Source organism: Gordoniibacillus kamchatkensis (genome assembly GCF_000829455.1).
Classification (GTDB): Bacteria; Bacillota; Bacilli; order Paenibacillales; family NBRC-103111; genus Gordoniibacillus; species Gordoniibacillus kamchatkensis.
Genome location: NZ_JXAK01000028.1, coordinates 1 through 24,015, shown reverse-complemented (window position 1 = coordinate 24,015; position 24,015 = coordinate 1). Strand labels below are relative to the sequence as shown.

General features: G+C 54.0%; 25 protein-coding genes and 1 riboswitch. Of the genes, 9 read left to right on the top strand and 16 right to left on the bottom strand.

The window, feature by feature from the left end:
- Positions 1–106: 106 nt before the first annotated feature.
- Positions 107–2,458 carry an S-layer homology domain-containing protein gene (locus SD70_RS33450; RefSeq protein WP_052487538.1) on the bottom strand — a complete coding sequence of 784 codons (2,352 nt, stop codon included), beginning with the start codon at positions 2,456–2,458 and terminating at the stop codon, positions 107–109.
- 150 nt (positions 2,459–2,608) lie between these two features.
- A riboswitch (cyclic di-GMP riboswitch) is annotated at positions 2,609–2,697 on the bottom strand.
- Between the two features lie 81 nt (positions 2,698–2,778).
- Positions 2,779–4,365 (bottom strand): O-antigen ligase family protein, encoded by a 1,587-nt coding sequence (locus tag SD70_RS16420; protein ID WP_041048622.1) that lies wholly within the window; start codon positions 4,363–4,365, stop codon positions 2,779–2,781.
- A gap of 186 nt (positions 4,366–4,551) precedes the next feature.
- Between SD70_RS16420 and SD70_RS16415 the strand changes: the two genes are divergently transcribed.
- Entirely contained in the window at positions 4,552–6,204 is a 1,653-nt protein-coding gene (locus tag SD70_RS16415; protein WP_052487537.1) for a putative bifunctional diguanylate cyclase/phosphodiesterase, read from the top strand.
- 49 nt (positions 6,205–6,253) lie between these two features.
- On the opposite strand, the gene SD70_RS36120 is transcribed toward SD70_RS16415, so the two are convergent.
- The 3 genes from SD70_RS36120 to SD70_RS16405 form a co-directional block, all read right to left on the bottom strand.
- Positions 6,254–6,391, bottom strand: a complete 138-nt coding sequence (locus tag SD70_RS36120) for a hypothetical protein (RefSeq protein ID WP_156158058.1) — start codon at positions 6,389–6,391, stop codon at positions 6,254–6,256.
- Positions 6,392–6,595: 204 nt separating this feature from the next.
- Complete coding sequence (locus SD70_RS16410) at positions 6,596–6,802, bottom strand: hypothetical protein (RefSeq protein ID WP_041048621.1); 207 nt, start codon at positions 6,800–6,802, stop codon at positions 6,596–6,598.
- Positions 6,803–6,915: 113 nt separating this feature from the next.
- The gene (locus tag SD70_RS16405) at positions 6,916–7,263 is read right to left on the bottom strand and encodes a DL-endopeptidase inhibitor IseA family protein (protein ID WP_041048620.1); all 348 of its coding nucleotides are present in this window, start codon (positions 7,261–7,263) and stop codon (positions 6,916–6,918) included.
- Positions 7,264–7,503: 240 nt separating this feature from the next.
- Between SD70_RS16405 and SD70_RS16400 the strand changes: the two genes are divergently transcribed.
- The gene (locus SD70_RS16400; RefSeq protein WP_041048619.1) at positions 7,504–8,412 is read left to right on the top strand and encodes an amidoligase family protein; all 909 of its coding nucleotides are present in this window, start codon (positions 7,504–7,506) and stop codon (positions 8,410–8,412) included.
- Between the two features lie 253 nt (positions 8,413–8,665).
- Complete coding sequence (locus SD70_RS16395) at positions 8,666–9,232, top strand: class I SAM-dependent methyltransferase (RefSeq protein WP_231571248.1); 567 nt, start codon at positions 8,666–8,668, stop codon at positions 9,230–9,232.
- A 177-nt stretch (positions 9,233–9,409) separates the two neighbouring features.
- On the opposite strand, the gene SD70_RS16390 is transcribed toward SD70_RS16395, so the two are convergent.
- The gene (locus SD70_RS16390; RefSeq protein WP_041048618.1) at positions 9,410–10,354 is read right to left on the bottom strand and encodes a helix-turn-helix transcriptional regulator; all 945 of its coding nucleotides are present in this window, start codon (positions 10,352–10,354) and stop codon (positions 9,410–9,412) included.
- 128 nt (positions 10,355–10,482) lie between these two features.
- Between SD70_RS16390 and SD70_RS16385 the strand changes: the two genes are divergently transcribed.
- Complete coding sequence (locus SD70_RS16385) at positions 10,483–11,214, top strand: alpha/beta fold hydrolase (RefSeq protein WP_041048617.1); 732 nt, start codon at positions 10,483–10,485, stop codon at positions 11,212–11,214.
- Here the strand turns inward: SD70_RS16385 and SD70_RS16380 are convergent.
- The 6 genes from SD70_RS16380 to pdxR form a co-directional block, all read right to left on the bottom strand.
- A complete protein-coding gene (locus SD70_RS16380) occupies positions 11,202–11,954 on the bottom strand; it encodes an alpha/beta fold hydrolase (protein ID WP_082053421.1) in 753 nt (250 codons plus the stop codon). The genes SD70_RS16385 and SD70_RS16380 overlap by 13 nt on opposite strands.
- Positions 11,935–12,963 (bottom strand): hypothetical protein, encoded by a 1,029-nt coding sequence (locus tag SD70_RS16375; RefSeq protein ID WP_041048616.1) that lies wholly within the window; start codon positions 12,961–12,963, stop codon positions 11,935–11,937. Before SD70_RS16375 ends, SD70_RS16380 begins: the two co-directional genes overlap by 20 nt.
- A gap of 116 nt (positions 12,964–13,079) precedes the next feature.
- Positions 13,080–14,630, bottom strand: coding sequence for an MDR family MFS transporter (locus tag SD70_RS16370; protein ID WP_041048615.1), 1,551 nt, complete (start codon positions 14,628–14,630; stop codon positions 13,080–13,082).
- Positions 14,631–14,659: 29 nt separating this feature from the next.
- Entirely contained in the window at positions 14,660–15,169 is a 510-nt protein-coding gene (locus SD70_RS16365) for a pentapeptide repeat-containing protein (protein ID WP_052487536.1), read from the bottom strand.
- A 154-nt stretch (positions 15,170–15,323) separates the two neighbouring features.
- Complete coding sequence (locus tag SD70_RS16360; RefSeq protein ID WP_082053420.1) at positions 15,324–15,941, bottom strand: PadR family transcriptional regulator; 618 nt, start codon at positions 15,939–15,941, stop codon at positions 15,324–15,326.
- A 33-nt stretch (positions 15,942–15,974) separates the two neighbouring features.
- Entirely contained in the window at positions 15,975–17,381 is a 1,407-nt protein-coding gene (pdxR, locus tag SD70_RS16355) for a MocR-like pyridoxine biosynthesis transcription factor PdxR (RefSeq protein WP_041048613.1), read from the bottom strand.
- 120 nt (positions 17,382–17,501) lie between these two features.
- Between pdxR and SD70_RS16350 the strand changes: the two genes are divergently transcribed.
- The gene (locus SD70_RS16350) at positions 17,502–18,479 is read left to right on the top strand and encodes a DMT family transporter (protein ID WP_041048612.1); all 978 of its coding nucleotides are present in this window, start codon (positions 17,502–17,504) and stop codon (positions 18,477–18,479) included.
- A gap of 47 nt (positions 18,480–18,526) precedes the next feature.
- Positions 18,527–19,147, top strand: a complete 621-nt coding sequence (locus tag SD70_RS16345; RefSeq protein ID WP_197081062.1) for a phenylalanine--tRNA ligase beta subunit-related protein — start codon at positions 18,527–18,529, stop codon at positions 19,145–19,147.
- 284 nt (positions 19,148–19,431) lie between these two features.
- Here the strand turns inward: SD70_RS16345 and SD70_RS40390 are convergent, their stop codons facing one another.
- Positions 19,432–19,662 (bottom strand): spore germination protein, encoded by a 231-nt coding sequence (locus SD70_RS40390; protein WP_082053419.1) that lies wholly within the window; start codon positions 19,660–19,662, stop codon positions 19,432–19,434.
- A gap of 238 nt (positions 19,663–19,900) precedes the next feature.
- Here SD70_RS40390 and SD70_RS36115 point away from each other — a divergent pair, with 238 nt between their 5' ends.
- On the top strand, positions 19,901–19,984 hold the full coding sequence (locus SD70_RS36115) for a putative holin-like toxin (RefSeq protein ID WP_156124776.1): 84 nt from the start codon (positions 19,901–19,903) through the stop codon (positions 19,982–19,984).
- A 333-nt stretch (positions 19,985–20,317) separates the two neighbouring features.
- On the opposite strand, the gene SD70_RS16340 is transcribed toward SD70_RS36115, so the two are convergent.
- Positions 20,318–20,902 (bottom strand): TetR/AcrR family transcriptional regulator, encoded by a 585-nt coding sequence (locus SD70_RS16340; RefSeq protein ID WP_041048610.1) that lies wholly within the window; start codon positions 20,900–20,902, stop codon positions 20,318–20,320.
- 279 nt (positions 20,903–21,181) lie between these two features.
- On the opposite strand from SD70_RS16340, the gene SD70_RS16335 reads away from it, so the two are divergent.
- Positions 21,182–22,060 (top strand): NmrA family NAD(P)-binding protein, encoded by an 879-nt coding sequence (locus SD70_RS16335; protein ID WP_041048609.1) that lies wholly within the window; start codon positions 21,182–21,184, stop codon positions 22,058–22,060.
- Positions 22,061–22,487: 427 nt separating this feature from the next.
- Positions 22,488–22,580 (top strand): putative holin-like toxin, encoded by a 93-nt coding sequence (locus SD70_RS38150; protein WP_331436795.1) that lies wholly within the window; start codon positions 22,488–22,490, stop codon positions 22,578–22,580.
- Positions 22,581–22,775: 195 nt separating this feature from the next.
- Here the strand turns inward: SD70_RS38150 and SD70_RS16330 are convergent, their stop codons facing one another.
- Both SD70_RS16330 and gcvH read right to left on the bottom strand, forming a co-directional pair.
- Complete coding sequence (locus SD70_RS16330) at positions 22,776–23,375, bottom strand: sulfite oxidase-like oxidoreductase (protein ID WP_052487534.1); 600 nt, start codon at positions 23,373–23,375, stop codon at positions 22,776–22,778.
- Positions 23,376–23,418: 43 nt separating this feature from the next.
- Positions 23,419–23,802: a glycine cleavage system protein GcvH gene (gene gcvH, locus SD70_RS16325; RefSeq protein WP_041048608.1), complete on the bottom strand. Its 384-nt coding sequence runs from the start codon at positions 23,800–23,802 to the stop codon at positions 23,419–23,421.
- Positions 23,803–24,015: the final 213 nt, after the last annotated feature.

Genomic DNA, 24,015 nt, shown 5'->3' with positions numbered 1-24,015 from the left:
ATTCCCGGTTTCCCCACGTATAAGGAATTAAAACGAATAAAATTCATTTTGTTCACGCAAAAAAAACCTTTGCCTCCGGCAGGAAGGCAAAGGTTTGTTCATACGTTTATCCGTCGATGAATCGGATGCTCTGCAGCAGACGTTTCAATATGACCGCCGCCTGAGCCCGGTTCGCATTTTGTGCGGGTTCGAACTTGTTGTCCGCGATTCCGTTCATGATGCCGGCTTCCCACGTTTGCGCGACAGCCGGCAAAGCCCATGCGCTGATTGCGCTGTTATCCGCAAAAGGCAGCGAACCCGCCGCTTGCTTGCCGGACGGGGCATCGGCCTTCCCGGCAAACTGTTGCGCTCTGACCGCCATGACCGCCATCTGCTCCCGGGAAATCCGCTCGTTCGGGCGGAACGTTCCGTCTTCAAACCCGTTGATCAGCCCGGCTTTGGCCGCCGTACCGACGCTTCCGGCGTACCAAGCCGATTGATCTACGTCCTTGAACGTTGATGCGGGATTTGCCGTTGCCGGAAGGCCCAAGGCGCGGACGAGCATCGAAGCGAACTCGGCTCTCGTCACTTCCCGTTCGGGAGTGAAATTATGGTCTGTCGTGCCGTCAAGCAATAATTTGCCTGCCAGCAGCTCCACGTCCGCTCTGGCCCAATGTCCGGCCAAATCTTCAAACGATTTTTTCGCCTGAACGACGGTATAGATGCTGTTTCCGTTTCGTTTCATGACCACTTCGGTTTTTCCGTCTTTCACGTTAAACTGCGCGGGAACGAACGTATACTCGCCCGTATCCGGGTTATACAATGCCGCAGTCGCGCTGGCAGGATCGAGGACGGCGGGAACGATAACCGTTCTGCTTACATAAGTGTTGCCGAAATCGCGAATGTCCACCGTCTTGCCGCCGGCCTCCGCCGTCACGCGGAAATCTACCGGGGCGGCAAGCAGCTTGATGCCTTTATTTTCACCTTTATGCTTCATTTCATCGGCTGCGGTACCGGTTACGCTCTCCATCTGAACGGTAATCGTAATGCCTTTGGCGTCCGGGACCGCAAGCTGCCCGGCCAATCGGTTCACGTCCAAAAGCTTGACCGGGAGATCATAGCCGGCCGTGTCCGATTTGACCGTGATAACGGCATCAGGCACGTCCCGGATCGCATCGGCCAAGCTAGCCATCGGCAGCTCCACCCGGGGCGAATCGCCGGTTCCGTCGACACCGATAGATACCGTTTGCGCACCGCGGTCTTTATTTTTCAGCAGCCCCAACGCCCGGCCTAATTGGTCCGGATCCAGGATAACCTGCGTCACTTTCTTTCCGTTCTCATCCGTTGTATGTATGACGGTTGCAGCTCCTTTGCCGACAATCACGCCATGGTCGCCGTCCTGGACATCGCCGTTGCCGCCGGACGGATTCGATGCGCCGCCGGTGCTGCCGGTACCACCGGAGCCGCCGGTGCCGCCGGTATCGCCAGAGCCTCCGCCGCTGCCGCCGGTATCGCCGGTTCCGCCTCCCGAAGACGTACAGCCGCTCATGTCTCCGTACGGCGAACCGTTGTCACGGGAATCGGCCGTTCCGCCCGGCGTCCCGTTCCCGATCGGAATTTGGTCGAAATTCACTTCCGTAGTGCCGTACCAATTCCAAACCGCGGGTCCCAAATCGATGTTTGCACGGTAGCTTCCGGCTCGAGGCAGCAAAATTTCGTCCCCGCCGCTCGTGCTCGAAAGGCTCAACGTATACGTGTGGCCTTTAACGAGGGGATCCGTATGAAACTCAAGCATTCCGATAGAGGCAAACAGAAGCGGCTGCAAGTCCTTCAAAGCTACGGACTGATTGGCAGTCTCATCCGTAAGAGCCAAGTCGGACAGCGCAAACTTGTTCGCATCCACCGATGTATGATTGGTTCCGTTATACGACCAGTCTCCGGGAAGCTCCAGCCCCATATATGTGGTTGCATCTCTTTCCGGCGTAAAGCTGAACAGGCGCGCTCCGCTCGGGAGATAGGAGCCTGCCGGATGCTCGGAGAAATATTCCCGCCCCGTCGACCGGTATGAACCGGTTCGGAAGCCGTCATAAGTGTAATAACTGACCGTGCCGTTCACTGGCGACGTCCACGTTTTCACCTCCACCGGATTCCCGCAAACGGTCAAATCAATTTTGCCGGGCGCCTTAGGTCCCCACGCAATATCGTATTTTTTTTCCTGAATCCGCACGTTGTTGTCGTCGTACGTTTCGCTAATGACGGTACCGTCCTCAGCGGTAGGGCTATACGCCGAGTCGAATACGGTGACCTTCACTTTGTTCGGATCGTTGACGTATACCAAACCGCTTAAACGCCCCGTTGCCGGCTGATACGTCAGCCACATCGTCGAGGCCGCCCAAGAAAGAACCGGCAGCAGCAACGAGACGATCCACATGCAGGCCAGACCAAAACTGATTTTGGCGATCAAAGTCTTCAAATTCAACCTCATCCTCTCCTTCTCCGAATGAAACGTTTCGCAAACCGGACTCCTCGCTCCGCAGACAACGGCAAAAAAACCTCTTTCCGCAAAATGCGGGCGCACGAACAAACTTGCTGCGCGCCTGCTTTTGTGAAAAGAGGGCCGTCGCAACGTTTCGGCAGCCTGGCAATCGTGTTCCCGTCAAGGAAGTTAGACCCATGGCTTTGCGTCGCCGCCTTTCGGCGGGTTTGCCGTTATCGTACATTGGCGAAAGAAGTCATTTTTCCAGGAAATTTAATCCATAGCCAGTTTATCATTGTCGTGCTTATCTGACAAGAGTCGACTTATTTCTGCATTGCCTTATTCAAATCATTCAGCAGCGATGCATACAATTCGTCCTGCGGCGCCAGCTTGAGAGCGGCCTTCAGCTCCGCCCGAGCGGCTTCGTAGTAGGTGCGGTCCTTCGTCGTATTGCCTAGCAGCACATATCGTTTCGCCGATTCGTATTTGGCGGAATGGGACCAAGGCAACGTATTTTCTGCCGACTGCAAATGAATTCCAGCTTCCTGAAGCTTGCCGGCCAGCACCAGATTGACGCCCTCCACCTTTTCCAGGTACCCCCCGGCAAACCAGAAACCGATTACGGCAACGCAGAGCGACAACACGCCAAGTCCGATCCTTACTCCCGGAGGACGGAGCGAAATAGCCGGACGATGCACGCTTTCCGGCATCAGCATCATCCCGACCAGCAAGAACAACAGCAAGGGAAAGCTAAGGTCGAAATCGAATCCGGCATGGAGCAGCATGACCGAAACAAGGAGCAAAGACGCTTTGGCCCAATACTTCCGCTCTCCTTGTCCGTCTGCGCGAAAGGCGGCCTTGCCGGCCGTCTCATAAAACACTGCAATCAAGGCGAGCCAAACGAGCAGCCCGGGAATTCCGGTATCGAGCAAAATTTGCAAATATTGATTGTGCACGTATTTGACGTAGTAGGCCTGCGACTGGTACAGATGCTGCAGCATGCCCCAGCCCCCGCCGCCCGTTCCTCGCCACCAGCTGTGACGGACAATGTTGAGACTGTCCCGCCAATAGATCAGCCGAATTTGCAGCTCCGAAGCTTCGGGCTGAATGCTTTTGACCCTTTGCACAAAAAACAACGGGTCGCGCTTCACGGCAGATGCCAACAGCCAGCTTGACAGATGCCCCAGACCGACAAAGACCAAAGGCTTGCGTTTCCGAAGCTCGGGAAATAGAAGCAGAACGGCCAGTACGGACACCAGCCACAACACCCATACCGAACGGGAAAAGGTAAGCAGCAGGCCGGCACCGTTCGCCGCCAGCAGCAGCAAGTCCCGCACCCGCGACTCTTTCATGTAAAGAAACAAGCAAATCAGCAAGGCGACCAGCAGCAAAATCGCCAATGCGTTCGCATACTCCAGAAACGATTCCAGCCGGCCTTTGCGCTCCAAATGCAGCAGCGCGCCCGCCGCCGTCAATCCCGCTCCGATCCAGGGAATAACGCGCAGCAAGTGCCATCTTCGCCACTCCGGAAGCCAGGAAAACAACAGCGCGAACGGCAAAAGCAAGGAGAGCTTCGCCGTTTCGAGCATAGCCTGCTCGCGATCGGCTCCATACGATGCGGAAATTCCGTACAAGATGGCCATAAGTGCGATGAGGACAGGTACGATCGATAATTTGCCGGACTTAAAGAAGGTGACGGCGACGCCGAAGCCTAGCCATAGTACGGTCAGCAGCGGCAAATAGGCCGTTTCAACGAAAAAACCTTGAAATATCGCCCCTATGGCGAGAAGAACCCCCAAACATACGGATAATGCCAATTGAAAGAACGCCCCTTTGCTTGCGGCTCCGCCCGCTTTCCCGGCGAATCGCCTGGCGGTGCGGAAGCCTGCTCCGCATCCGGTCTCCCCCATACGAGTCCGCATAGCATTTTTCGTTATTTCAGTATAGCACGGGCGACGCCCTTTTTCCCGGAATTTTGGAGGTCCTGTCGAATTATCGGCGGCCTGTATTGTATAATAAGTTCAACTGTTCCCACACTTCGTTCCCGCCGCACCCTATCGCTAGCAGCCCTCCAGGGCCAAAGGAGTCGTACCCGCATGGATACTTCATCACTGCGCCAACTGTTCCGCAAGCTGCCTCGCTTTCTCGATGAAATCGACGATTCGATCTATATCATGAAAGTGGAAAACGGGGAGTTTACTTACAGCTACGTCAACCGCCCTGCGACTCGCTTTAGCGGCATTACGACGGAAGATGTCGGGAGTACGTTTTTCGCCAAAAACTCCGAGCAAATGGCCCACTATTTGCATCGCAAATATTCCCGCGCAGTCGCTGAGCGTACGGCCATCCGGTTTGAAGCCGGCGTCGTCATGCCGAACGGGATGGTGAGCGGCGAAAGCATCGTCACCCCGATTTTCGGCGAGGACGGCGAAGTCGAATACGTCGTATGCGTCACCCGCGACATTACGGCTTTCAAAAAGACCGAAGAGCTGCTCCGTCATTACGCTTATCACGACGACCTGACCGGGCTCGGCAACCGGCGTTACTTGCTCGAGCACGCGACGGGGCTTTCCTGCATCATGCTGCTGGACTTGGATCATTTCAAGAAGCTGAACGATACGTTCGGCCATGACGCCGGAGACGCGCTGCTGGTCGAGGTGGCTGACCGGCTGCGAGCCAGTTTCGGCGACGACTATACGCTCGTTCGGCTTGGCGGAGACGAGTTCGTCCTCGCCGCACACGGCAATGCGGCCGACCCGGAGCGCGTCGCTGAGGAGATTTTGAGCGTGTTCTGCGCTCCCTTCCCGCTGAAGGACCGGCAAATCGCCGTTGGCGTCAGCGTCGGCGTCGCCATCCGCGAAGACGGCGAAGACGTGCAGACGCTGCTCAAGCATGCGGACATCGCGCTGTATCAAGCGAAGGGCGAGGGCCGCCGCCGGTATCACATATACGAATCCGCCGCCCGCTACGATCATGTCGTCAAATTCGCTTACGAGCTCGCTTTGTCGCACGCTGTCGAGAACAGAGAGCTTGAGCTGCTGTATCAGCCGATCTACAACCCGTTCAAGCGCCGCATCGTCGGCTGCGAGGCGCTCATGCGCTGGAACCGGACGCCCGCCGAAGTCGTCTCGCCGCAAGAGTTCATACCCGTTGCCGAAGAAACCGGCCTCATCATTCCGATCGGCGACTGGGCGGTCCGGCAGGCGTGCCGCGATTGGCGCGAGCTGTCCAAGCGCTACGGCCCCGGCTTCAAAGTAGCGGTCAACATCTCGCGCATTCAGCTTCACGACGAAAGCTTCGTGGACCGCATTTTGCGCATGCTGCAAGCCGAAGGCGTCGATCCGTCCGCGCTGGAATTGGAAATTACGGAGAGCGTAGTGCTGCACAACGTACATATGGTCCAATCGATTCTTCACCGCCTGCGGCAAGCAGGCTTTACGATATCGCTTGACGATTTCGGCGCCGGATACTCGTCGCTCAGCATGCTGACGCTGCTGCCGATCGACACGGTCAAAATCGACCGCTCGTTCATACGCGACATGAACGCGGCGCTCGTGTCGGCCATGCTGGCCATGGCCAAGGCGCTTAACCTGCAGGTCGTCGCTGAAGGCGTCGAGGAAGCGCGCCATTTTGTCAAGCTGGTCGAAATGGATTGCCCGGGGCTGCAAGGCTATTACATTTGCAAGCCTGTAGCCCGCGACGACTTGCCCGAACGCGCTCCGCTCCGCAATGACGAAAAAGACGCCTGATGAAAAGGAAACCCCCGGGCTTGTTGTCCGGGGTTTCCTTCGTTACTCGTTATTTCAGCGGTTCGCCTTTACCGTACACGGCTTCCGTAACCGAGGATGTTCCTCCCCCGGCCTGAGCTTGCGCAAATACGGTGGCGGATAAAGCTATCGTCCCTAAGCATACGAGAACGAAGATCGCTATTTTCATTTCATTCGCTCCTCGCTTGTAGTGAGTTGTTACCAGTTTGGACGGCTCGCCGCGGTTTTAAACACCGAATCGGCGAACAGGACCGGACCGGTGTACGAGACGAATGTAAAAATCCCGCCAGCACGAGGCCGGCGGGATGGATTGACGAGGATAGCGAGCGGCTCAAAAAATGGCGAAGCCTCGCTTCGCTTGACGGTACCGGGCTTAGGAAGCGCGGCGCATCACCGGCATAACGGCCAGAATATTTTCCGCCTTAAGCGTCCGTACGGCTCGCCGTTCGTAGCAATATACGTTGACAATTCCATCGCGGATGCCGTATATCCGCACTTTTCGTTTCGTAAATACGCCGCTGCGGTCAAGGTAAATCATAACCACTGTACGTCCGACGTAACGTTGAAGTTCCCGAAGCATTGTTCGTATCGCCCCCAACTTTTGTTCCGGCTATGTACTCGCCATCGGAACGTTTGTTCTTATATATGATTATATGCGAACAAACCGCGAACATACAATGGTTTTTCAGCCCATTACCGAATCGTCCCGACCGCCTCGTCCACTCGCCATCCTTCTCCTCTTACATAACGAAGCTTAATGTCGGCTTTTTGGCCGGACTTATCGCCCATTGGGACAACGGCTTCGTACCGTCTCCACGTTCCGGCGTACTGTTCCAGCGTAATCTTGGCATCTCTCCAGCGTGCCACGCGGCCTCCATCGGCGTTCGGCTGCGCCAATTTACCGTCGATGTCGATCAGCGCCTTCGTTTCCAGCTGATGCTTCCAGAAACTGTCCGCTTTCCCGTCGACGATCAGCTTGACAACGTCCGGAGCGGCGTAAGCAACGCCCGAGAACACAACCGAACTGACGACAATCCACACACAAACGATTTGACATTTCCTGTTTTCATGTTTGCACCCCTGGCAAGTTATGGTAACCTGTTATTAGCCGTGACAAAAACGAAAATAGTTGCGTGCGTGCGGCAAAAGTTGAAATCCTGAAATCCCAAAGGAGGAAAGCAGCTGTGGCTAAACAAAAAATCCCCCGGTAACCTCGTGCCCCGCCTCCTCTCTTTTCACACGATACTCGTTTCGGAATGATAAAAGAGAGGATGGCAAACGATGAAATCTTTGCGAACAGACTGGAGAAGCCTGCAATTCGGCGTCGAAATTGAATTTGTCGGCGGTACCCCGGAGACTGTGGAGCTGTTGCCCGGCTGGATCATGTCGCTGGACGAACGGCAAATCGACGATACCGGAGAGGAGTCCGGCAGCGAGCTGAATCCGCCTCCGCTTCGGTGGGAAGACCGGGAGCAAATCCGCGAAATGCTTGCCCGGCTCCGGGCCCATGGGGCGACAGCCAATTGGAACTGCGGACTTCACGTGCACGTCGGTTTGGAGCCTTGGGGGCCGGATGCGGTGCCCCGCTTTATCGACGCCGCTTTGCTGTATCAGGAAGCTGTGAGGGCATTGCTGAAGACAAGCGAAGATCGGCTGGCGTTTTGCCCTCCCGTTACCCGGGAGATGCGGGACCGGTTCCGTTCCGAACGGGCGGAAGCCGCCCTCCGCCATAAAGGACGCCCCCAGTCTCACCGCTGCGGAATCAATCTGGCGGCGTGGTTCGATATCGGCACTGTGGAAATTCGTTATGCCAACGGATCTCTGAATGACGACGAGGTCATACGCACCGTTGAATTTTGCCTTCGTTTCGTAGCGGCCATTGGCGAGGGGCGCACGCTTCCCGGCGATCCCAAGCAATTGGCGGCCGAGCTCGGTGCGCCCGTCAGCGGCTATCCCGAACCAATCCCCGCTCCGCGGTGGTATCGCGAGAGAATATGGCTGGAGAACGCATTAGTTCCGGTGTTGGCTCCGCTTGCAGCAAATCTCGTTCAGGACGGCGAAATTTTGCATATTTTGCCTGAGCCGGACGGTATCGGAGTTGCAATTGAAGATGCCGACGGCAAGCTGCATAAATACCTGCTTCATCCGCCTTCCGCAGGCTGGGAAGTTGCACTTGCAAAGATGAGCTAACGATTGATGGCGAACACGCCAACCGCCCCCTTTATTCGGAAAGGGGGCTATTCACGTTATAGTTTTATCCTATTAACCTAATTCGATTTATATATTTCACCACTGGAGGTTTTGCCGTTACAATAAACGGAAAAGGAGGGAACGTTATGGACTCATCCGTAAAAAGCCTTTTTGACGCGATCGCAGCGATTATGACCGGCAGAGGCAACAGCTTATCCCTTGTTTCGAACAATTTTATGGCATGGCCTTGGCTTTGGCGGAAACTGCGAACCCAGCGCCGAAAATTCTCGATTTGGGGGCGGGTACCGGACTGTTTTCCGGCATGGTGCTGCAAAAATACCCCCATGCGCAGCTGACGCTCATGGACTTGAGCGAAAAGATGCTGGAAGGGGCGCGCCAACGTTTTCGCCAATTCGACAACGTCCATTATGTCGTTGGTGACTATTCGAGCTTCGCGTTTTCCGAATCGTATGACATCGTCGTCTCTTCGTTGTCGATCCATCATCTGACGCACCTGGCCAAACAGCAATTGTTTGCGACGATCCATCGGCTGCTGCTTGATGGCGGCATTTTTGTCAATGCCGACCAAGTGGCGGGGCGTACGCCTCAATCCGATATTTATTATAGGCAGCGTTGGCTCAAGTCTATTAACGAAAGCGGCCTTTCACAGGAAGCTATAGATGCGGCTGTAGAAAGAAGAAAGGTGGATATCAACGCCAAATTGGAAGATCAGCTCATCTGGATGGAACAAGCCGGATTCCGCGATGTCGATTGCATGTATAAATATTTGGATTTTGCCGTATTCTTCGGAAGAAAGTAACATGCGGCTTCAAAAGAGGACTGCCCAGCCATTCCCATGACTCGGGGCAGTCCCTTTCGTTTGCAATAGTTATGCCTCCAGCAGCTCCGGCTCGTCCGCCGAGTTGTCGTTGTCGCTGCGAATCGCCGGCAATTACACCATTTCGCTGATTCGACTACCAATTTGTGGGACAACACATTACGGATACAACATTCGCATACAATCGACTTTTTGCTTCATGCATGCAATTGCTTCGGCAGGCCCCAATATTTTCGCATTTTCCCCCAGCTGCCAGATCAAGTCCACATAGAACTCCAAGTCCTCAGCCGCAATTTTCACGTTCACCACCGCTCCGCTGCCATCTTCGTTGCGCTGTAGAAATGGCGCGAAACGAGGGTTGGATTCCAGCAGCCATACGCCTTTATTCGTCAACTCCAGCCGAAGCGCAGTCTGTTCCAGATGGTCTTTTTTCGGCTTATTCAATAAGGTTTGCCGGCTTACATCTTCCCGGCAAGGAATCGTTGCGTTGAGTGCGGCGGAGAGGATCCGATCGGCCCTGAACTGCCTGATGTTTTCCCGAAGGAAGCAATACGCGGGACAATACCAATATCCGGAGCTCGCATAGAGGCCGATCGGCTGAATATGGCGCTCCGACACTCCGCTGCTCGATTTGTATTCGATGGTAACGACGCTGCGAATCATAATTGCCTGCAGCAGCGTTTGAAGGACGTCCGCAGACATCGACCGATAAGGGCTCCAGAACATGATCCTGTTCTTTAACCGGTCAATCTGTTCTCTAACGTCGGCAGGCAAGTAATGGTAAAACTTATGAAGCGCGGACTCTGCCCCATCGCCAAAAGGCAAGGAGCTGAAATACTCCAGCGTCTGACACGCGAAAAACATAGCGATCGCCTCGCCCTCGGTGAAGCTGATCGGCGGCAGCAGTCTCTCTCGAAGAAGCCTGTAGCCTCCCCCTCTTCCCTGAACGGAATAAATAGGGACGCCGAGCTCGCTCAGCTCCTGCAAATCCCGCGTAATCGTTCGGGTGGACAGACCGAATTCATCGGCCAGCTCTCTGACGGTAAATGACTTTTTGGCGTTGAGCCTCATAATCAATTGAATTAAACGCTGTGACTTCAGCACCGAAAGTCCCCCCTCCGAATGTCTACTCCATTGTATCATGCAAATAAGACATAGATTGTCGTATTTAAGTGATATCATCGTCTCAAAAGCAATCCAAACCGTAGCCTACGAAGGAGAGAAAAGATAAGATGAAGCAGCGCACACCGGAAAAAATCGGTCTCGTATTTATACATGGAGCAGGTTTGGAAGGCCGGATCTGGAGCAAAGTCGCGACGGGGCTCGATCATCCCGTTTTGCTTGCGGAGCTTCCGCAAAGAAAGGGGGATGACGAAACGCGAAAAGGGCTTTCGTTGGCTGATTATGTGAATGGTATAAAAAGACAGGTGGACGAGTGGGGGATCCGGAAGTTCATGATCGTGGCACATTCGCTTGGGGGCGTTCTCGCGCTCGGGCTTGCATCCGAACTGAAGGGCCGGGTGGCAGGCATTGCCGCTATTGGGGCGGTAATTCCGGAAAACGGCGGTTCGTTCGTATCGGCAATGCCTTTTCCCAAACGGATTGTGCTGCCTGCCATCCTGCGAAAAATGGGCACGAAGCCGCCCGCTGCCGCCATCCGCGCAGGATTATGCAACGACCTCCCGGCGGATCAGGCGGCGGAGATCGTTAGAGGATTCATTCCCGAGGCTGTACGCGTGTATACCGATCGAATCGGCGTATCCGTTCCGAATGTGCCAAAGCTATATGTGAAGCTAACCAAAGATAAGGAGCTCGCTCCGTCCTTACAAAATAAAATGATCTCGAACTTCTCCCCGCAATCCGTCCGCAGTCTGGAAACCGGACATTTACCGATGCTAAGCGATCCGGATGGACTGAGGTCGATATTGGAAGATTTTCTGGCAGATGCGGGTTACAATGATTGATTCTCCAAAAATTCAAGTATCGCATCGTTGACCAATATCGGGCTTTCCCTTAACATATGAGGCCTATGGCTCCCGCCCGGAACAACGAGATACGTCGAGCCTTTGACAAGTGCGCTCAATTGTTGGACTCTTGCCTCGCCGGCAAACGGGTCATGTTCCCCCGTGATGAACAAGGCCGGACAACGAATTTCGCTCAGTTGTTCTTTCGTAAGCTGCGGGTACAGGCGCCAGTCCTCCGCAGCTTGCCGCATATGCTCTTGCCAATTGCCTCTATGCGCTTCCTCATGCCGTTCAAGCATTTGATTGATCGTGTCGTGTTTCTCGTGTTCAATAAGCCATTCCGGTTCGAATTGTTCGACGCCTGTCGGATCGCAAAAACCGCCGGTACCGATCGTAGTAAGGGTAACCACCCTTTCGGGACGGTTTACGGCAATATACAATCCAACATTCGCCCCCAAGCTGTAACCTATCATATGCGCCTTTGCGATGCCCAACCGATCCATAAATTGCACAACGTCATCGGCAATTTGGGGAGTACTCCATTCCAAGCTCGCACACCGTGTCCTGCCATGGCCTCTAAAATCCGGGAAATAACAGGTATATTTTCTTTGGAAATCCAGCATTTGGCTGGCAAAAGCCAATATCCCCCGCGAATATCCGCTATGCAAAAAGATAACCGTTTCTCCGAAACCCATTTTCTCATAAAACATTTCCAAGTCTTTAACCTGTATATACGGCATATGTTCCTCCTAAGCCTGTTTGTACGCTGAGCCCCCAGCCGAACATTCCCTCTACGCTTGTAACTTCCGCACGTATGGTGTTTAACCCGGCTTTCCAGCTCACAGGCACACTGGCATGATCGGAGCGAATTCGCCCGTCGGTCGCTTTCCCCGGCGAATGCCACTTCCATTCCCCCTCATAGACCGCCGCATCGTTCACCCATAAACGTAAACGGTCGCTGAACCCGAAGCTAAGATCTGATTCTTTCGCTTCAGAAAGATAGAACGAGCATTGGGCTTGTACAACGGCACCCTCCTCCGAAGCATAGAGCCGGTTTAAATTCAGCGTTCCGTTTTCTTCGACGCGCGCTCTTGTCCAAGCATGCTCGGGGAGTTTGGATACCATCCACTCTGTTACAAACGCGACTTCCTCTAGCTGCGGTAAATCCGCCGCTTTTTCGGCGAACGGTGCGGTTTCGATTTTCCGTACGGCCAGATTTCGCATGTAACTGTTGGAGCTGCCCCACACGCCGATTTTTCCGCCCGACGCGCTTCCGTGCATCGGATTAGCAATGATAAGGCTTGGTGCCGATCCCTCTCCAACGAAAATGGAAACGCTGTCCGGCTGAACCTGCAAAGACAGCTTGACCCATTGTTCGGCAGGTACGGAAACAAGCGCCTGATAACGAGGGCCGTGATAAATTTGCCACGTGCTGGACCCATTCATAACCGGGTCGTACTGAAGATTGGGCAAATGCCATTCGTTGTCCGCCGAAACATACACCAGCTCGAAATTGTCCGCATCGGCAGCCCCGAACACGAGACCCACGAAGCTTTCCGGCGTGCAAGCAACTTCCGCTTCAAGCAGGTAGCTATCCATCGGCAACGGTTCGCGAAGCAGAACAGGAAAACAATGTCCGCCGTCAAAGCATAGTGCGTCGGAGTCGCGCCATCTCCCTGCTCTCGCGCCCGATTTGCCCAAGTCAAACTCTGTTAAATCATCGCTAAGGCTCCACTGGAGCTTAAACATCCACAACACATCCTTATTTGGGATACAGTTACCAACATTATACAGAACTAATGTTCCCGTGTATACTAAATAAATATAAGGGACTTTTGCTTTTCGCAAGCAAAAGTCCCTTCAAGTCATTGCCCGCCGCTCAATTCCGCTTTCGTTTGTCCCAGCCCGTTCTTTTCGCCCCTGGCAGGAACGATCATCCGGGCATTGCCCATGAACAGGATCGCGACGAACGCCAAAACGGGTAACACTAGAGCCCATACAAACATCGTCGAGATCGAGGACGAAAGGAAATCGACGATTTTGTCCATCATTTCTTTCGGAATGGCCGCCCGTTTCTCGGGAGTCAGCAGCTCGCGCGCATTGCCGAACGTTTCGGGCGCGGTTCCGCCCGCGCCGCCGAACGCGCCGCTCAGCTTGCCCGTCAGCACGTTGCGCTGAACAATGCCGAACACCGTCAGCCCCACTGTCATGCCGAGCGAGCGGACGAACGCCAGCGTGGAGTTGGCAGAGCCTCTTTGGCGCATGTCGAAGCTGTGCATGCCGGCCATTCCAAGCACCGAGTAAGAAAATCCGACGCCGAAGCCGGCTATGATCATATAAACGGTAAGCAGCCATTTGGACGTACCCGGCGTAATCGTGCCGAGCAGGAACGTACCTAACGCAAAAACGAGCGCGGAGAAAAGCATGATGTTTCTGTACGACGTCTTCGCCGTCAATATGCCGCCGACTTGCGAGGCCACCACCGAGCTAAGCGTCATTGGCAGCAGGATGAGCCCCGAATTGGTCGCCGAGCCGCCCGTTACGCCTTGCACGTAAATCGGGATAAACATCGAGAACGTAATGAACCCCGCGCCGTAAAACAGGCTGGTGATTGTGCTTGCCGCAAACAGCCGCTTCCGAAACATTGCGTACGAGATGATCGGCTCCTCGGCCTTCGTTTCCGCATACAAAAACACGGCCATGAACACGGCAGCCGCCGCGAACAATCCGATTATGACGGAGGAGCCCCACGCGTATTGCTGCCCGCCAAGCTCGAGCCCGAACATGAGGCATACAATCGAGGCGACGAGCGTAGCGGCGCCCCACCAGTCAATCCGCTGTTTGAAATGCTTTGCCGATTCATGATAGGAGAAAAGAATCAGCGCAAGCGCGATCAAACCGATCGGCAAGTTGATGTAAAAAATCCAGCGCCACTGAATGTGATCCGTAATGTAGGCGCCGAACAGCGGGCCGAGCAAGCTCGACGCTCCGAACACGGCCCCGAACATACCGCCCATGCCGCCCCGCTTTTCCGGCGGAACGACGTCGAACATAATCGTAAACGCGACTGGCATCAATGCCCCGCCGCCTATCCCCTGGATAGCGCGGTAAATGCTCAGTTCGACAATCGTATGCGCTGTCCCGCACAGGATCGATCCGAGCAAAAACAAGAAGACGCCGAGCACGAAAAACCGCTTCCTGCCGTACATATCCGACAGCTTGCCGAAAATCGGCATCGCGGCCATCTCGGTCACGAGATAGGCGGAAGTGACCCATACGAATTTGTCGAGGCCGCCGAGATTGGCGACGATCGTGCCCATCGCGGTCGCAACGATCGTGTTGTCGATCGCCGCCGCGAAAATGCCGAGCAGCAGCCCCGTGATGATAAGGCCCAGCCTGCTTTTTTGCTGATCCATCGGTGTTAGCTCCTTTTCGGTAAAGAAACTCACTGGATGACGGTAACTTTACTAAGATCCGCTTTATAGCCTTTCAGAATGGCGTAGGTCACTTTATCCATTGCCGCGCCGTCAAAAATCGCCCTTTTCACTTCCGACTTAAAAGATACGTTGCGCAGGACGGCATTTCGGAAAGAAGCTCCCTTTAAGTTGGAATAGTCAAATACGGTGCCGGTCATGGTTAAATGATCGAAACATACGCCTGACAAATCGGACCAAATCAATCGTGCGCAATCTAATCTGCAGCCTTTGAAGCCGGCCCCTGTCAAGTCGGATTTGTTGAAGACGGCTCCGCTCAAATCGGCGCCATCGAATTTGACGTTTTCCAGGTTGCTGCATTTGAAGGAGCTGCCTGTCAAATCGGCTTGGCTGAAATCGGACCCTGTCAGATCGCTATAGTTAAATTGCCCTTCGCGCAAGTTCAAATCGCGCAAATCGGAGTATTTCAAGCTGCTTTTGGAAAAATCCATCCCTTTCGAAGCCATCGTTGCATTTGTCATTTCAAACGCCTCCTCAATTTGTTTTTCTTATAGTCGTTATATTACTATTAATAATAATACTATGTCAATGGTCTTTTTCACTTTGTTTGGAATCGCCGCAATAAAAAGAACCCTTATGCATGCTTCGCATAAGGGTCAGAAAACTTTACACGTTTTATTCGTGAGAACCGAACTGCTGCGCGATATTCCGCAGCCACTCGTCATCCCATGCAAGCCGGCCGGACCGCATATCGTCGACAACGGAGCGAACCCAATTCAGTTCGGCCCTAATTACAGTCCGCTTATACTCCGTTTCGAGCATGAACAGCCTGGGGATCGTATCTTTATACGTTTGAAGCGCCGAATCGAGCCGCCCAAGCTCCTCCTCGAGAGCGACCGTTCTCTTCTCAAGCTGCTGCTGAACATCTTCGAACTTCAGCATGCCGAGAAAAGAGATGGCCACGGGAAATTCGGGGAACTCCTGCGACAGCTCGGACAAAATGTCCCGAAGCCATTTCCGGAGCACCGTCTGCCCTTCTTCTGTCGCCTCGTACACGGTCCTGTCGGGCCGCCCCGCTTCCCGCAACGTTTCTCGCACCGCGATAAGCTCGTCCCGCAGCAGGCGCTCGATGGTCTGGTAAATATTCGTACGCTGGCGTACGTTAATGACTTCGTCCTTTCCTCGCTCTTTGAGCAGCTGCTGCATGCGGTACGGATGCATAGGTTCTTCCGCAAGAAGGGCGAGTATGGCAATCGCCAGCGGGGATCGTTGGATTTTTTTATTCGTGTTCATAGTAATGAATATACTATTGAAAATGGAACTATGTCAAACGATGCAAGGCAAGGCTCTCGATTGTGCCATAAAATCGCGCAGCAACACGATTCCTTTATCAATTTCGTCCGGCTCCAGATGTCCGTAGCCGAACAGCAGCTTGTCGACGTGCGCGCCCTTTCGGATACAATGATATTCCACAGGCGTAATGCGAATTCCGTTCTGTCTGCCGCATTGCGCAAACGCGTCGTCAAACGACATGCCGGGAAACTCGACGGCTAGATGCAGTCCGGCAGCATCTCCCCAGGGACGCCACGCATCGCCGAAACATTCTTTCAGCGCTGTCAGCAGCGCGTGTCGGCGTTCTCTGTACAGCTTTTTCATTTTCCCGATATGTCGGTCAAATTTTCTTGAATGCAAAAATTCCGCTACAATGGCTTGTTCGAACGGCGGGTTCTGCACATCCGTATGCGTGCGCAGCTGGCGCCAGCGCCCATGCAGCTTGTCCGGGACAATCGCATAGCCGATGCGAAGCGCCGGAAACAAAACTTTACTGAAAGTGCCGACGTAAATGACACGCTCGGGATCCATGGCATAGAGCGGCGCTACCGGGTCCCCGTAATACCGAAACTCGCTGTCGTAATCGTCTTCCACAATGTAGCTGCCCGTTTCCCTCGCGTATCGAATCAATGCGGCGCGGCGGCTTGCCGGCAAAATTCCCCCCAGCGGAAACTGATGGGACGGTGTAACGTAAACCGCGCAAGCGCGTTTTCCGTCCAAGTATTCCGGCAGCAGCCCCATTGCGTCGACGGGGATCGGCGTTAGCGGATATCGCTTGTTATGCAGCGTCTGCATCATGCCCCTGTTGCAAGGATCTTCGACCAAAATCTCCTTGCCTTCCTCATACAACAAGTCGGCGATTACATGCAGGGCGTGGGTTGCTCCCGCTGTTATGAAAATATTTTGCGCCATGGCCGTCAGTCCCTTGCTGCGATAAAGCCATGCGGCAATTTCTTCGCGCAGCCTCGGCAGCCCCTGCGGGCCGGTATATCCTAACAGGCTTGGCGGCATCGCTTGCAGCGTCTTCTGCGCCAGCTGCTGCCAAACATAGCGCGGAAATTGGCGCAAATCCGGATGGCCTGTACGGAAATCGGCCAGAAGCGAAAGCGGCGCTTCCCCCTGCGCTGGCGGCTCGGAAGCCGGCTCCTTGTCCAAGCGCAATCCTTCGGCCACCCGTGTCGCCGCTCCCTGGCGGCTCCAGACGTACCCTTCGGCAAGCAGCATGTCGTAAGCTTCATTTACCGTATTGCGGGAAACTTTCAGCTCATGCGCCAGCTCCCGGGTGGAAGGGAGCGCTTCGCCCGCCTGCAGTTTGCCGCTTAAAATCCCGTCCCTCAGCGCCAAATAAATTTGGCGTTTTAAAGGCACTTCGCTTTTTCGTTGCAGTTCGATTCCCCACATATGTCCTCCGACTGGTTCGTATGAATTTGCACCTGACTGGACCTTTACCCATACCAGTTTCTTCACTACGATTGTAACATGATTTTCTTAGAAACGGTTGTTATACTGGGAGGCGATGGATTGGGACGGTTGAAAGGACTGTTTTTTTTGCTGTGCGCGTTTTCGCTTGCCGGCACTTCGGTAATTGCCGCGCGGTTTTTCCATGACGGCCCGGGTGCGTTCACCGTAACGGGGGCCAGTTTATTGTTGACGCTTCTGATCTTGCTTCCGTTCGGCTGGCGGGAGCTCGCGGCTGCGGTCCGCCGCTTGCGTGCGAAGGATTGGGTGCTCCTGTCATGTCAGGCACTGTTCGGCATTTTTTTGTTCCGCATGTTTTTGTTGTACGGTCTTGCCCGCACAAGTGCCGGAGAGGCCGGGATCTTAACCGGCGCAACGCCTGCCGTTACCGCTTTGCTCGCCATGCTTCTGCTCAAAGAAACGATGGATCGAACGGCGCTGCTCGGTATACTAAGCACCGCTATTGGCATTATTCTGTTGCAAAAACTGCCTGTATCAGGACTGGAGAGCACCTTCTCCATGAGCCATTTTACCGGGAATGTGCTGGTGCTCTGCGCCGCGCTAAGCGAATCTTTGTTTAATATATTTTCGCGCAGCGCCGCCGTTAACGCCGAAGCTGCACAGCGGGAGCCGATTCATCCTATTGCTCAAACCGCGCTTGTCTCCGCCATGGCGTTGGCGCTTTGCTTGATCCCTTCGCTCCCGGAGCATCCGGTATCCTCGCTCGCCGCAATGGGATGGCAAAAGTGGCTGGCGCTCGTCTGGTACGGACCGGTCGTCACGGCTCTGGCATTCATTTGTTGGTACGCAGGCATCAAAAGATGCCGCGCGCAGACGGCAGCCGCTCTATCGGGCATGATGCCGTTTACCGCGCTATTGCTGTCTGTGGCTATACTGGGCGAGCATGCGGGCTGGCAGCAATGGGCGGGCGGGGGGCTGGTGGTGCTGGGGATCGTCCTGATCGGTGGAAACCAACGGCCCGGCGTGAAGACACGCCGTGCGGAACGTTTATTGGACAAGAAGAGGGAGGCGGCAACCTGATGTACCTGATTGAAAATACATGCAAAAATGGCCCTGGCGCTTGCTCCATGGGCATACTGATCTTGCGACATGTCGAAAACGTCGAGTCCGCTGCCAAACGGCTCGAGCCGGTGAAACGCGACCTCGAGCAAACGATAAGAGAACAATACGGGCAAGCATCGCGCAAACAGTTGGCGAGCGTCCATCCGACGGATGTGTACGTCTCGTACTATAAAACATTTGGCTACAGCTATCATGTGCTGCTTCAGCTCGAATCGGTGATTAAGGGGAAACCGATACCGAACGTATTGGCGCCGGTCACCGCCATGTTCGTGGCAGAGCTGAAAAATACGGTGCTGACCGCGGGACACGATCTGGAAAAAGTCACGTTCCCTCTGCAAGTAAAGCGAGCGACGGGAAATGAACGGTACACCTCGATAAACGGCAAAGAATTATCGGTTGTGCCCGAAGATATTTTGCTTGCCGATCAGGAAGGGGTTATTTCCAGCATCTTGAAGGGACCTGACGATCGGACCAGTATTCGCAAGCAGACCCGCCATCTTCTGTTTACGGCATATGCCCCGTCCGGGATCGAGCAGGAGCTGGTTGAGCGGCATTTGGACGATATTGAAGCGTACATACGGATGTTTGTACCCGAATCGGTTACTGCGCTGAAACTAGTGTATTGAGGTGGGGACCGGTGGGGGTACTTCTGCCGCGAACGCAATACCTATCACGTCGGGTGCCGATATGTTACTATCGGGTTGCAATCGAATAGTCTTGCAAGGGCGGTCGGCTAGCTCCCGGAAGGGGTGCTGCCTGCCTACCTGAAAAAGAAACAGACCGCCACCCGGTCCAAGGTTGCGGTCCATTTCGCTGCTTACCTGTTCAAAGCCTACCGCCCTTAAAGTGTTTGCAGGGCGTGGGTCGGCAAGACCCCCGACAGCGGCACCCGCAGCATCGATAGCATCACCTATGATTTGTTTTTACCTTTGAGCACACTATGGTCAACTATATCCTTATCTGCTACTCTTGCTAAACTGCGCACATTTAACGTGGTTCCCATATCGCCAGTATTGGAGCTTCCAGAGCCATAATAAGTTTTCGAATCCGATACCGGTGCAATTAAAAATGTATCCCCATTGTTGATTGTACTTGAAACACTGGTACTGATAATCCTAACGTTATGAACAAATGAAGGCATAGAGAACACCCATCCTTAAGTGGTTTTAACACATCGTATGTGCAGATGCCTAAATGGTTACACAATGCAATGTTTACCCTGACTTAGCCACGGGTCGCCTTGGCGATCTTAAGATACCCAATCCTTCTGTCAATCTGCTACATAACTATCACGTCAGATGTCGATATGCTATAAATTGGGTGCAATCGAATAGGCTTGCGAGGGCGGTCGGCTAGTCTCCCGGAAGGGAGGTGATGCCATGGAGGTATTTCAAGCGCTGCAATTGATGTTCCTGTTTGGAATGTTTATTCTGGCGCTGCTTGCCTACCTGAAAAAGAAATAAACCGCCCTCGTCCAAAGGTAGCGGTCTATTTCTCTGCTTAACCCATTACAAGCCTACCGCCCTTAAAAGCGGCTATTGTGCATCGGGAGTCGTGTTCGCAGCAGGGCTCTTTTTGCATTGTACACATTTCTTGAATCCAGTATACCACAAGCGAGTCACATGTGCATCTGGTCGATGCAGCTTGCCGGTCATCACCTAACCTATGCTTCCGTCAATCAAAATCGTACCTTTGCTCCTGCCAGGGATCGCCGTGAATAAGACAGGGGAACCGTTCAAAGGCGCACTCAATGATCGTACTATGAATGCTATTGTTCCCGTCGTTCAACCGTCCTTTTACATTACTGGCGCCAATCCCGCCGCCACAACCTCTAACACATCTCGCACCATCGCTTCCTTCGTGCGGCTTTGAGAACTTCGACTCCACTGTACGGCTGTCCCCAATATGCCCCAACTTATGACGAGAGCTGTAGTTTCCACAATCTCTTGTGAGGCAGAAGCACTCGATTCTTCGCTTAACCACCTGAACAGGAGTCCGTAAAGTTCTTTTTGCATCGCAATTTCAAACAGCGGTTCATACTGACTGTTCGCTGGAGTCCGAGTCATGTACTGCCTGGTACGGGCAAGAAAATCGAAAACGGTTAAAATGAGGGTTCGCAAGCTGCTCATATTCGTTATTGAACAATTAGGCAAGGTTTCCTCCAATTTCCTTTGGAATTTTTCCCTCATCCAACATTCAAGGAAAGCATATTTGTCTTCGAAGTGCGCATAAAACGTGGCCCGATTTACTGTCGCTCGATCAGTAATGTCTTGAACTGAAATGGAGTAAATATTCTTCTTTTGTTCAAGCAATTCCATAAAGGACTGTATTAACAACTGACGCGTGCGTTTCACGCGGGGATCGTTTTGATTTACCGGCATGTACGACCTCACTCCTCGAATAAGGAATATCCAGGGTTACGCTACAGACATGAAGCCAAAAAACATTTGCGACTCAAAGACAACAAAAACGCACAGATGTTGTCTATACAACGATAACGACCATTTGCTGATTGCTCGGATCGCTCAAACCGCTTAACATTCATTATACAGTATAGATTACACGAAATTGATGTTTAAACAACACTGTAGTTTTTCTGAGTCGACCGCTCGAACGAACCATTTAGGCCGACAAAACACAAGAAAGGATGATTGGTTTTCATGATTGTCATCACTACTCCCACCGGCCAGATCGACCGCCAGGTCCTTGACATTGTGCTTGATAGCGCAGAGGCAATCCGCGTAATCGCACGCGATCCCTCCCGTCTTCCTCCCCGCGTGAGAGAACGCGTCGAGGTCGTCCAGGGAGCGCATGACGACATCGATGTCGTCACCAAGGCGTTCGCAGGCGCTGATTCCGTATTTTGGCTGGTGCCCCCAAATCCCCACGCCAAGAGCATACAGGACCACATTCTGAGCTTCGTCCGGCCGGTATGCGAAGCTATCAACAGCCAGGGCGTTAAACGCGTCGTCGGTGTCTCGAGCCTGGGCCGCGGGATAGCCAAGAACGCCGGACAGATCTCAGCGATATTCGCCATGGACGATCTGATCGAGAGTACGGGCGTCAATTACCGCTCGCTGTGTATGCCGGGGTTCATGGAGAATATGCTCTGGCAGGTCGAGCCGATCAAACGCCAAGGGATGTTCTTCTATCCGATGTCCGGGGATCGCAAGGTCCCGCACTGCGCTACCCGAGACATTGCCGCCGTCGCCGCCGAGCTGCTGCTCGATCACTCCTGGAGCGGACAAGACAGCATCCAGGTACGCGGCCCCGAGGACCTGTCCTGCAATGACATGGCACAGATCGTGTCCGAGGTGCTCGAGATGCCGATTCGTTTCCAGCAGGTCCCCGGTGAGGCCTACAAAGCCACGATGATGCAGCACGGGATGACCGAGGCGTGGGCGCAGGGGCTTATCGACATGGCGGCAGCGGTCGACCGGGGCATATACAACGCAGAGCCTCATACTCCGCTGCCCGCCACCCCCACCAGCTTTCGCCAATGGTGCGAAGAAGTGCTCAAGCCAGCCGTTCTAGACTGAACACCACCTCGCAGCGCTGTGATATTAACGGTGTCTGCATTGTGAAATAACGAAATTTAAAATAAATAGCGGACCCTCAAAATCCAGGGGGGCCGCTATATATATTCTTGCAACGAATCTGCCCGTTCAGCTCAACAAGATATTGGGTTGTATTACGCGAAACAAAAAAAGGGGGTCTCCCCCCTTTAATCAAAATCGTACCTCTGTCCTTCCACGGATCACCGTGGATCAGTCATGGTAACCATCGGCCCGGCGATCGATGATCCCGCTCGGCGCACTCCATGCGAAATTAAGTCGATCCAAACGTTACAAACCGGATTCTTCCGCCTTTGATGTCTATCAAGCTTTGCTTTTATTGTTTTCGATTCGTTGATATAGCACTGCATACAGCCCAACTTGTGCGGGTAGGCTCCTCCGGAAAGGAGGAATGCCTATGGAAACTTTCCAAGCGATCATGGTTATGTTTGCGTTCGGGATGTTTATTCTGGCGCTTCTGACTTACATCGACAAACGAAAGTAACCCGCTCCTAGGTTGGCTCCTAAGCGGGTTACTCCAAACGGGTTTAACGACTCGGAGGACTTTGCCGCCAAGTCTGTATGCGGGGACGGTGTAGGAGCACCGTCTCTTTGTAGTATAAGCATATCACGCGGCAAGTATGCTAATCAATAGCCTCCGAATCCGAAATAGAACGGGATCGCTTTAATGCTTTAAAGTCTAATCAAAATCATACCTCTGTTCCTGCCAGGGATCTCCATACATATGATACCCGTTCCGCTCCCAGAAGCCCGGCTTGTCCTTGGCCATGAACTCGATGCCGCGCACCCATTTCGCGCTTTTCCAGAAGTATAGATGCGGCACGACGGCACGCACCGGATAACCGTGGTCCGGGGTCAGCGTTTCGCCGTTATGCTTCAGGCCGAAGAAGCTCGTCTCGCGGGCAAAATCGTCCAGCGGCAAGTTCGTCGTCCAGCCGTGCTCGGCATGCAGCATGACGTACTTCGCTTCCGGCTTGATCCGCACGAGCTTCAGCAGCTCAGCCACGGGAACGCCTTCCCATACGTTGTCCAGCTTCGACCAGGTCGTGACGCAGTGAATGTCGTTCTTGAATTCCCGGCGCGGCAGAGCCATGAACTCGTCGTAGCTGAGCCGCACTTCTTCTTCGACGAGGCCGAACATGCGAAAATCCCATTCCTTGCTCACATCGCCGTAGTGCGGCACGCTGCCGTAGTGCAAAACGGGGAAGCCCTGCGTCAATGTCTGGCCCGGCGGCGTGCGTTCCGCAGCGTCTGCCGGGGTTTTGGATCCGAACAGCATACCGACAATCCTCCTTACTTCCATCGCCCTGCGAGCTTCCCGACTAACCGATCAGCGCTTCGTACTCGGCAGCCTTCAGCAGCCCGTTCAACGCTTCCGGCCCGCTGATGTCCACTTCCGCCATCCAGCCGTCGCCGTACGGGCTGGCGTTCACCTGCTCCGGTTCCGTCTCGAGCGCATCGTTCACGGCCGCAACCGTTCCCGACACCGGGGAGAAAATATCCGATACCGTCTTGACCGACTCGACGCTGCCGATGCTTTCGTCGGCCTTGATAACCGCCCCCGGCTTCGGCAGTTCGACAAAGACGATGTCGCCGAGCTGTTCCTGGGCGAAATGCGTAATGCCGATGCGCACCTTCGTATCGGACAGCACCTCAACCCATTCATGCTCTTTCGTGTACAGCAGATTGGACGGAACTTGACTCATAGGGACGACTCCTCGCTTTTCCGGTGAAATTTTGCTTTTAGCTTATGCAATCTCCCGGCGAAAGTCAAGACGTTCCATCCGGACTCCGAAAAGCGGGGGTGTTCTTGCGGGAAAAATCGGGTAGGAGGCTACCCATTAGTTGAGTAGCCGACCTCCCACACCACCGTACGTACCGTTCGGTATACGGCGGTTCCTTAGTTCACGCAGTTACTT

What these genes read in the sequence shown, in the direction of transcription:
- SD70_RS40390 (WP_082053419.1), bottom strand. Translation starts at nt 19,662, where the DNA reads ATGCCTTCATTTGTTCATAACGTTAGGATTATCAGTACCAGTGTTTCA.
- SD70_RS16385 (WP_041048617.1), top strand. Translation starts at nt 10,483, where the DNA reads ATGAAGCAGCGCACACCGGAAAAAATCGGTCTCGTATTTATACATGGA.
- SD70_RS16330 (WP_052487534.1), bottom strand. Translation starts at nt 23,375, where the DNA reads ATGCTGTTCGGATCCAAAACCCCGGCAGACGCTGCGGAACGCACGCCG.
- SD70_RS16410 (WP_041048621.1), bottom strand. Translation starts at nt 6,802, where the DNA reads ATGCTTCGGGAACTTCAACGTTACGTCGGACGTACAGTGGTTATGATT.
- SD70_RS38150 (WP_331436795.1), top strand. Translation starts at nt 22,488, where the DNA reads ATGCCTATGGAAACTTTCCAAGCGATCATGGTTATGTTTGCGTTCGGG.
- SD70_RS16340 (WP_041048610.1), bottom strand. Translation starts at nt 20,902, where the DNA reads ATGCCGGTAAATCAAAACGATCCCCGCGTGAAACGCACGCGTCAGTTG.
- SD70_RS16400 (WP_041048619.1), top strand. Translation starts at nt 7,504, where the DNA reads ATGAAATCTTTGCGAACAGACTGGAGAAGCCTGCAATTCGGCGTCGAA.
- SD70_RS16375 (WP_041048616.1), bottom strand. Translation starts at nt 12,963, where the DNA reads ATGTTTAAGCTCCAGTGGAGCCTTAGCGATGATTTAACAGAGTTTGAC.
- SD70_RS16420 (WP_041048622.1), bottom strand. Translation starts at nt 4,365, where the DNA reads ATGGGGGAGACCGGATGCGGAGCAGGCTTCCGCACCGCCAGGCGATTC.
- SD70_RS16365 (WP_052487536.1), bottom strand. Translation starts at nt 15,169, where the DNA reads ATGACAAATGCAACGATGGCTTCGAAAGGGATGGATTTTTCCAAAAGC.
- SD70_RS16360 (WP_082053420.1), bottom strand. Translation starts at nt 15,941, where the DNA reads ATGAACACGAATAAAAAAATCCAACGATCCCCGCTGGCGATTGCCATA.
- SD70_RS36115 (WP_156124776.1), top strand. Translation starts at nt 19,901, where the DNA reads ATGGAGGTATTTCAAGCGCTGCAATTGATGTTCCTGTTTGGAATGTTT.
- SD70_RS16415 (WP_052487537.1), top strand. Translation starts at nt 4,552, where the DNA reads ATGGATACTTCATCACTGCGCCAACTGTTCCGCAAGCTGCCTCGCTTT.
- pdxR (WP_041048613.1), bottom strand. Translation starts at nt 17,381, where the DNA reads ATGTGGGGAATCGAACTGCAACGAAAAAGCGAAGTGCCTTTAAAACGC.
- SD70_RS16335 (WP_041048609.1), top strand. Translation starts at nt 21,182, where the DNA reads ATGATTGTCATCACTACTCCCACCGGCCAGATCGACCGCCAGGTCCTT.
- gcvH (WP_041048608.1), bottom strand. Translation starts at nt 23,802, where the DNA reads ATGAGTCAAGTTCCGTCCAATCTGCTGTACACGAAAGAGCATGAATGG.
- SD70_RS16345 (WP_197081062.1), top strand. Translation starts at nt 18,527, where the DNA reads ATGGGCATACTGATCTTGCGACATGTCGAAAACGTCGAGTCCGCTGCC.
- SD70_RS16370 (WP_041048615.1), bottom strand. Translation starts at nt 14,630, where the DNA reads ATGGATCAGCAAAAAAGCAGGCTGGGCCTTATCATCACGGGGCTGCTG.
- SD70_RS16380 (WP_082053421.1), bottom strand. Translation starts at nt 11,954, where the DNA reads ATGCCGTATATACAGGTTAAAGACTTGGAAATGTTTTATGAGAAAATG.
- SD70_RS36120 (WP_156158058.1), bottom strand. Translation starts at nt 6,391, where the DNA reads ATGAAAATAGCGATCTTCGTTCTCGTATGCTTAGGGACGATAGCTTTA.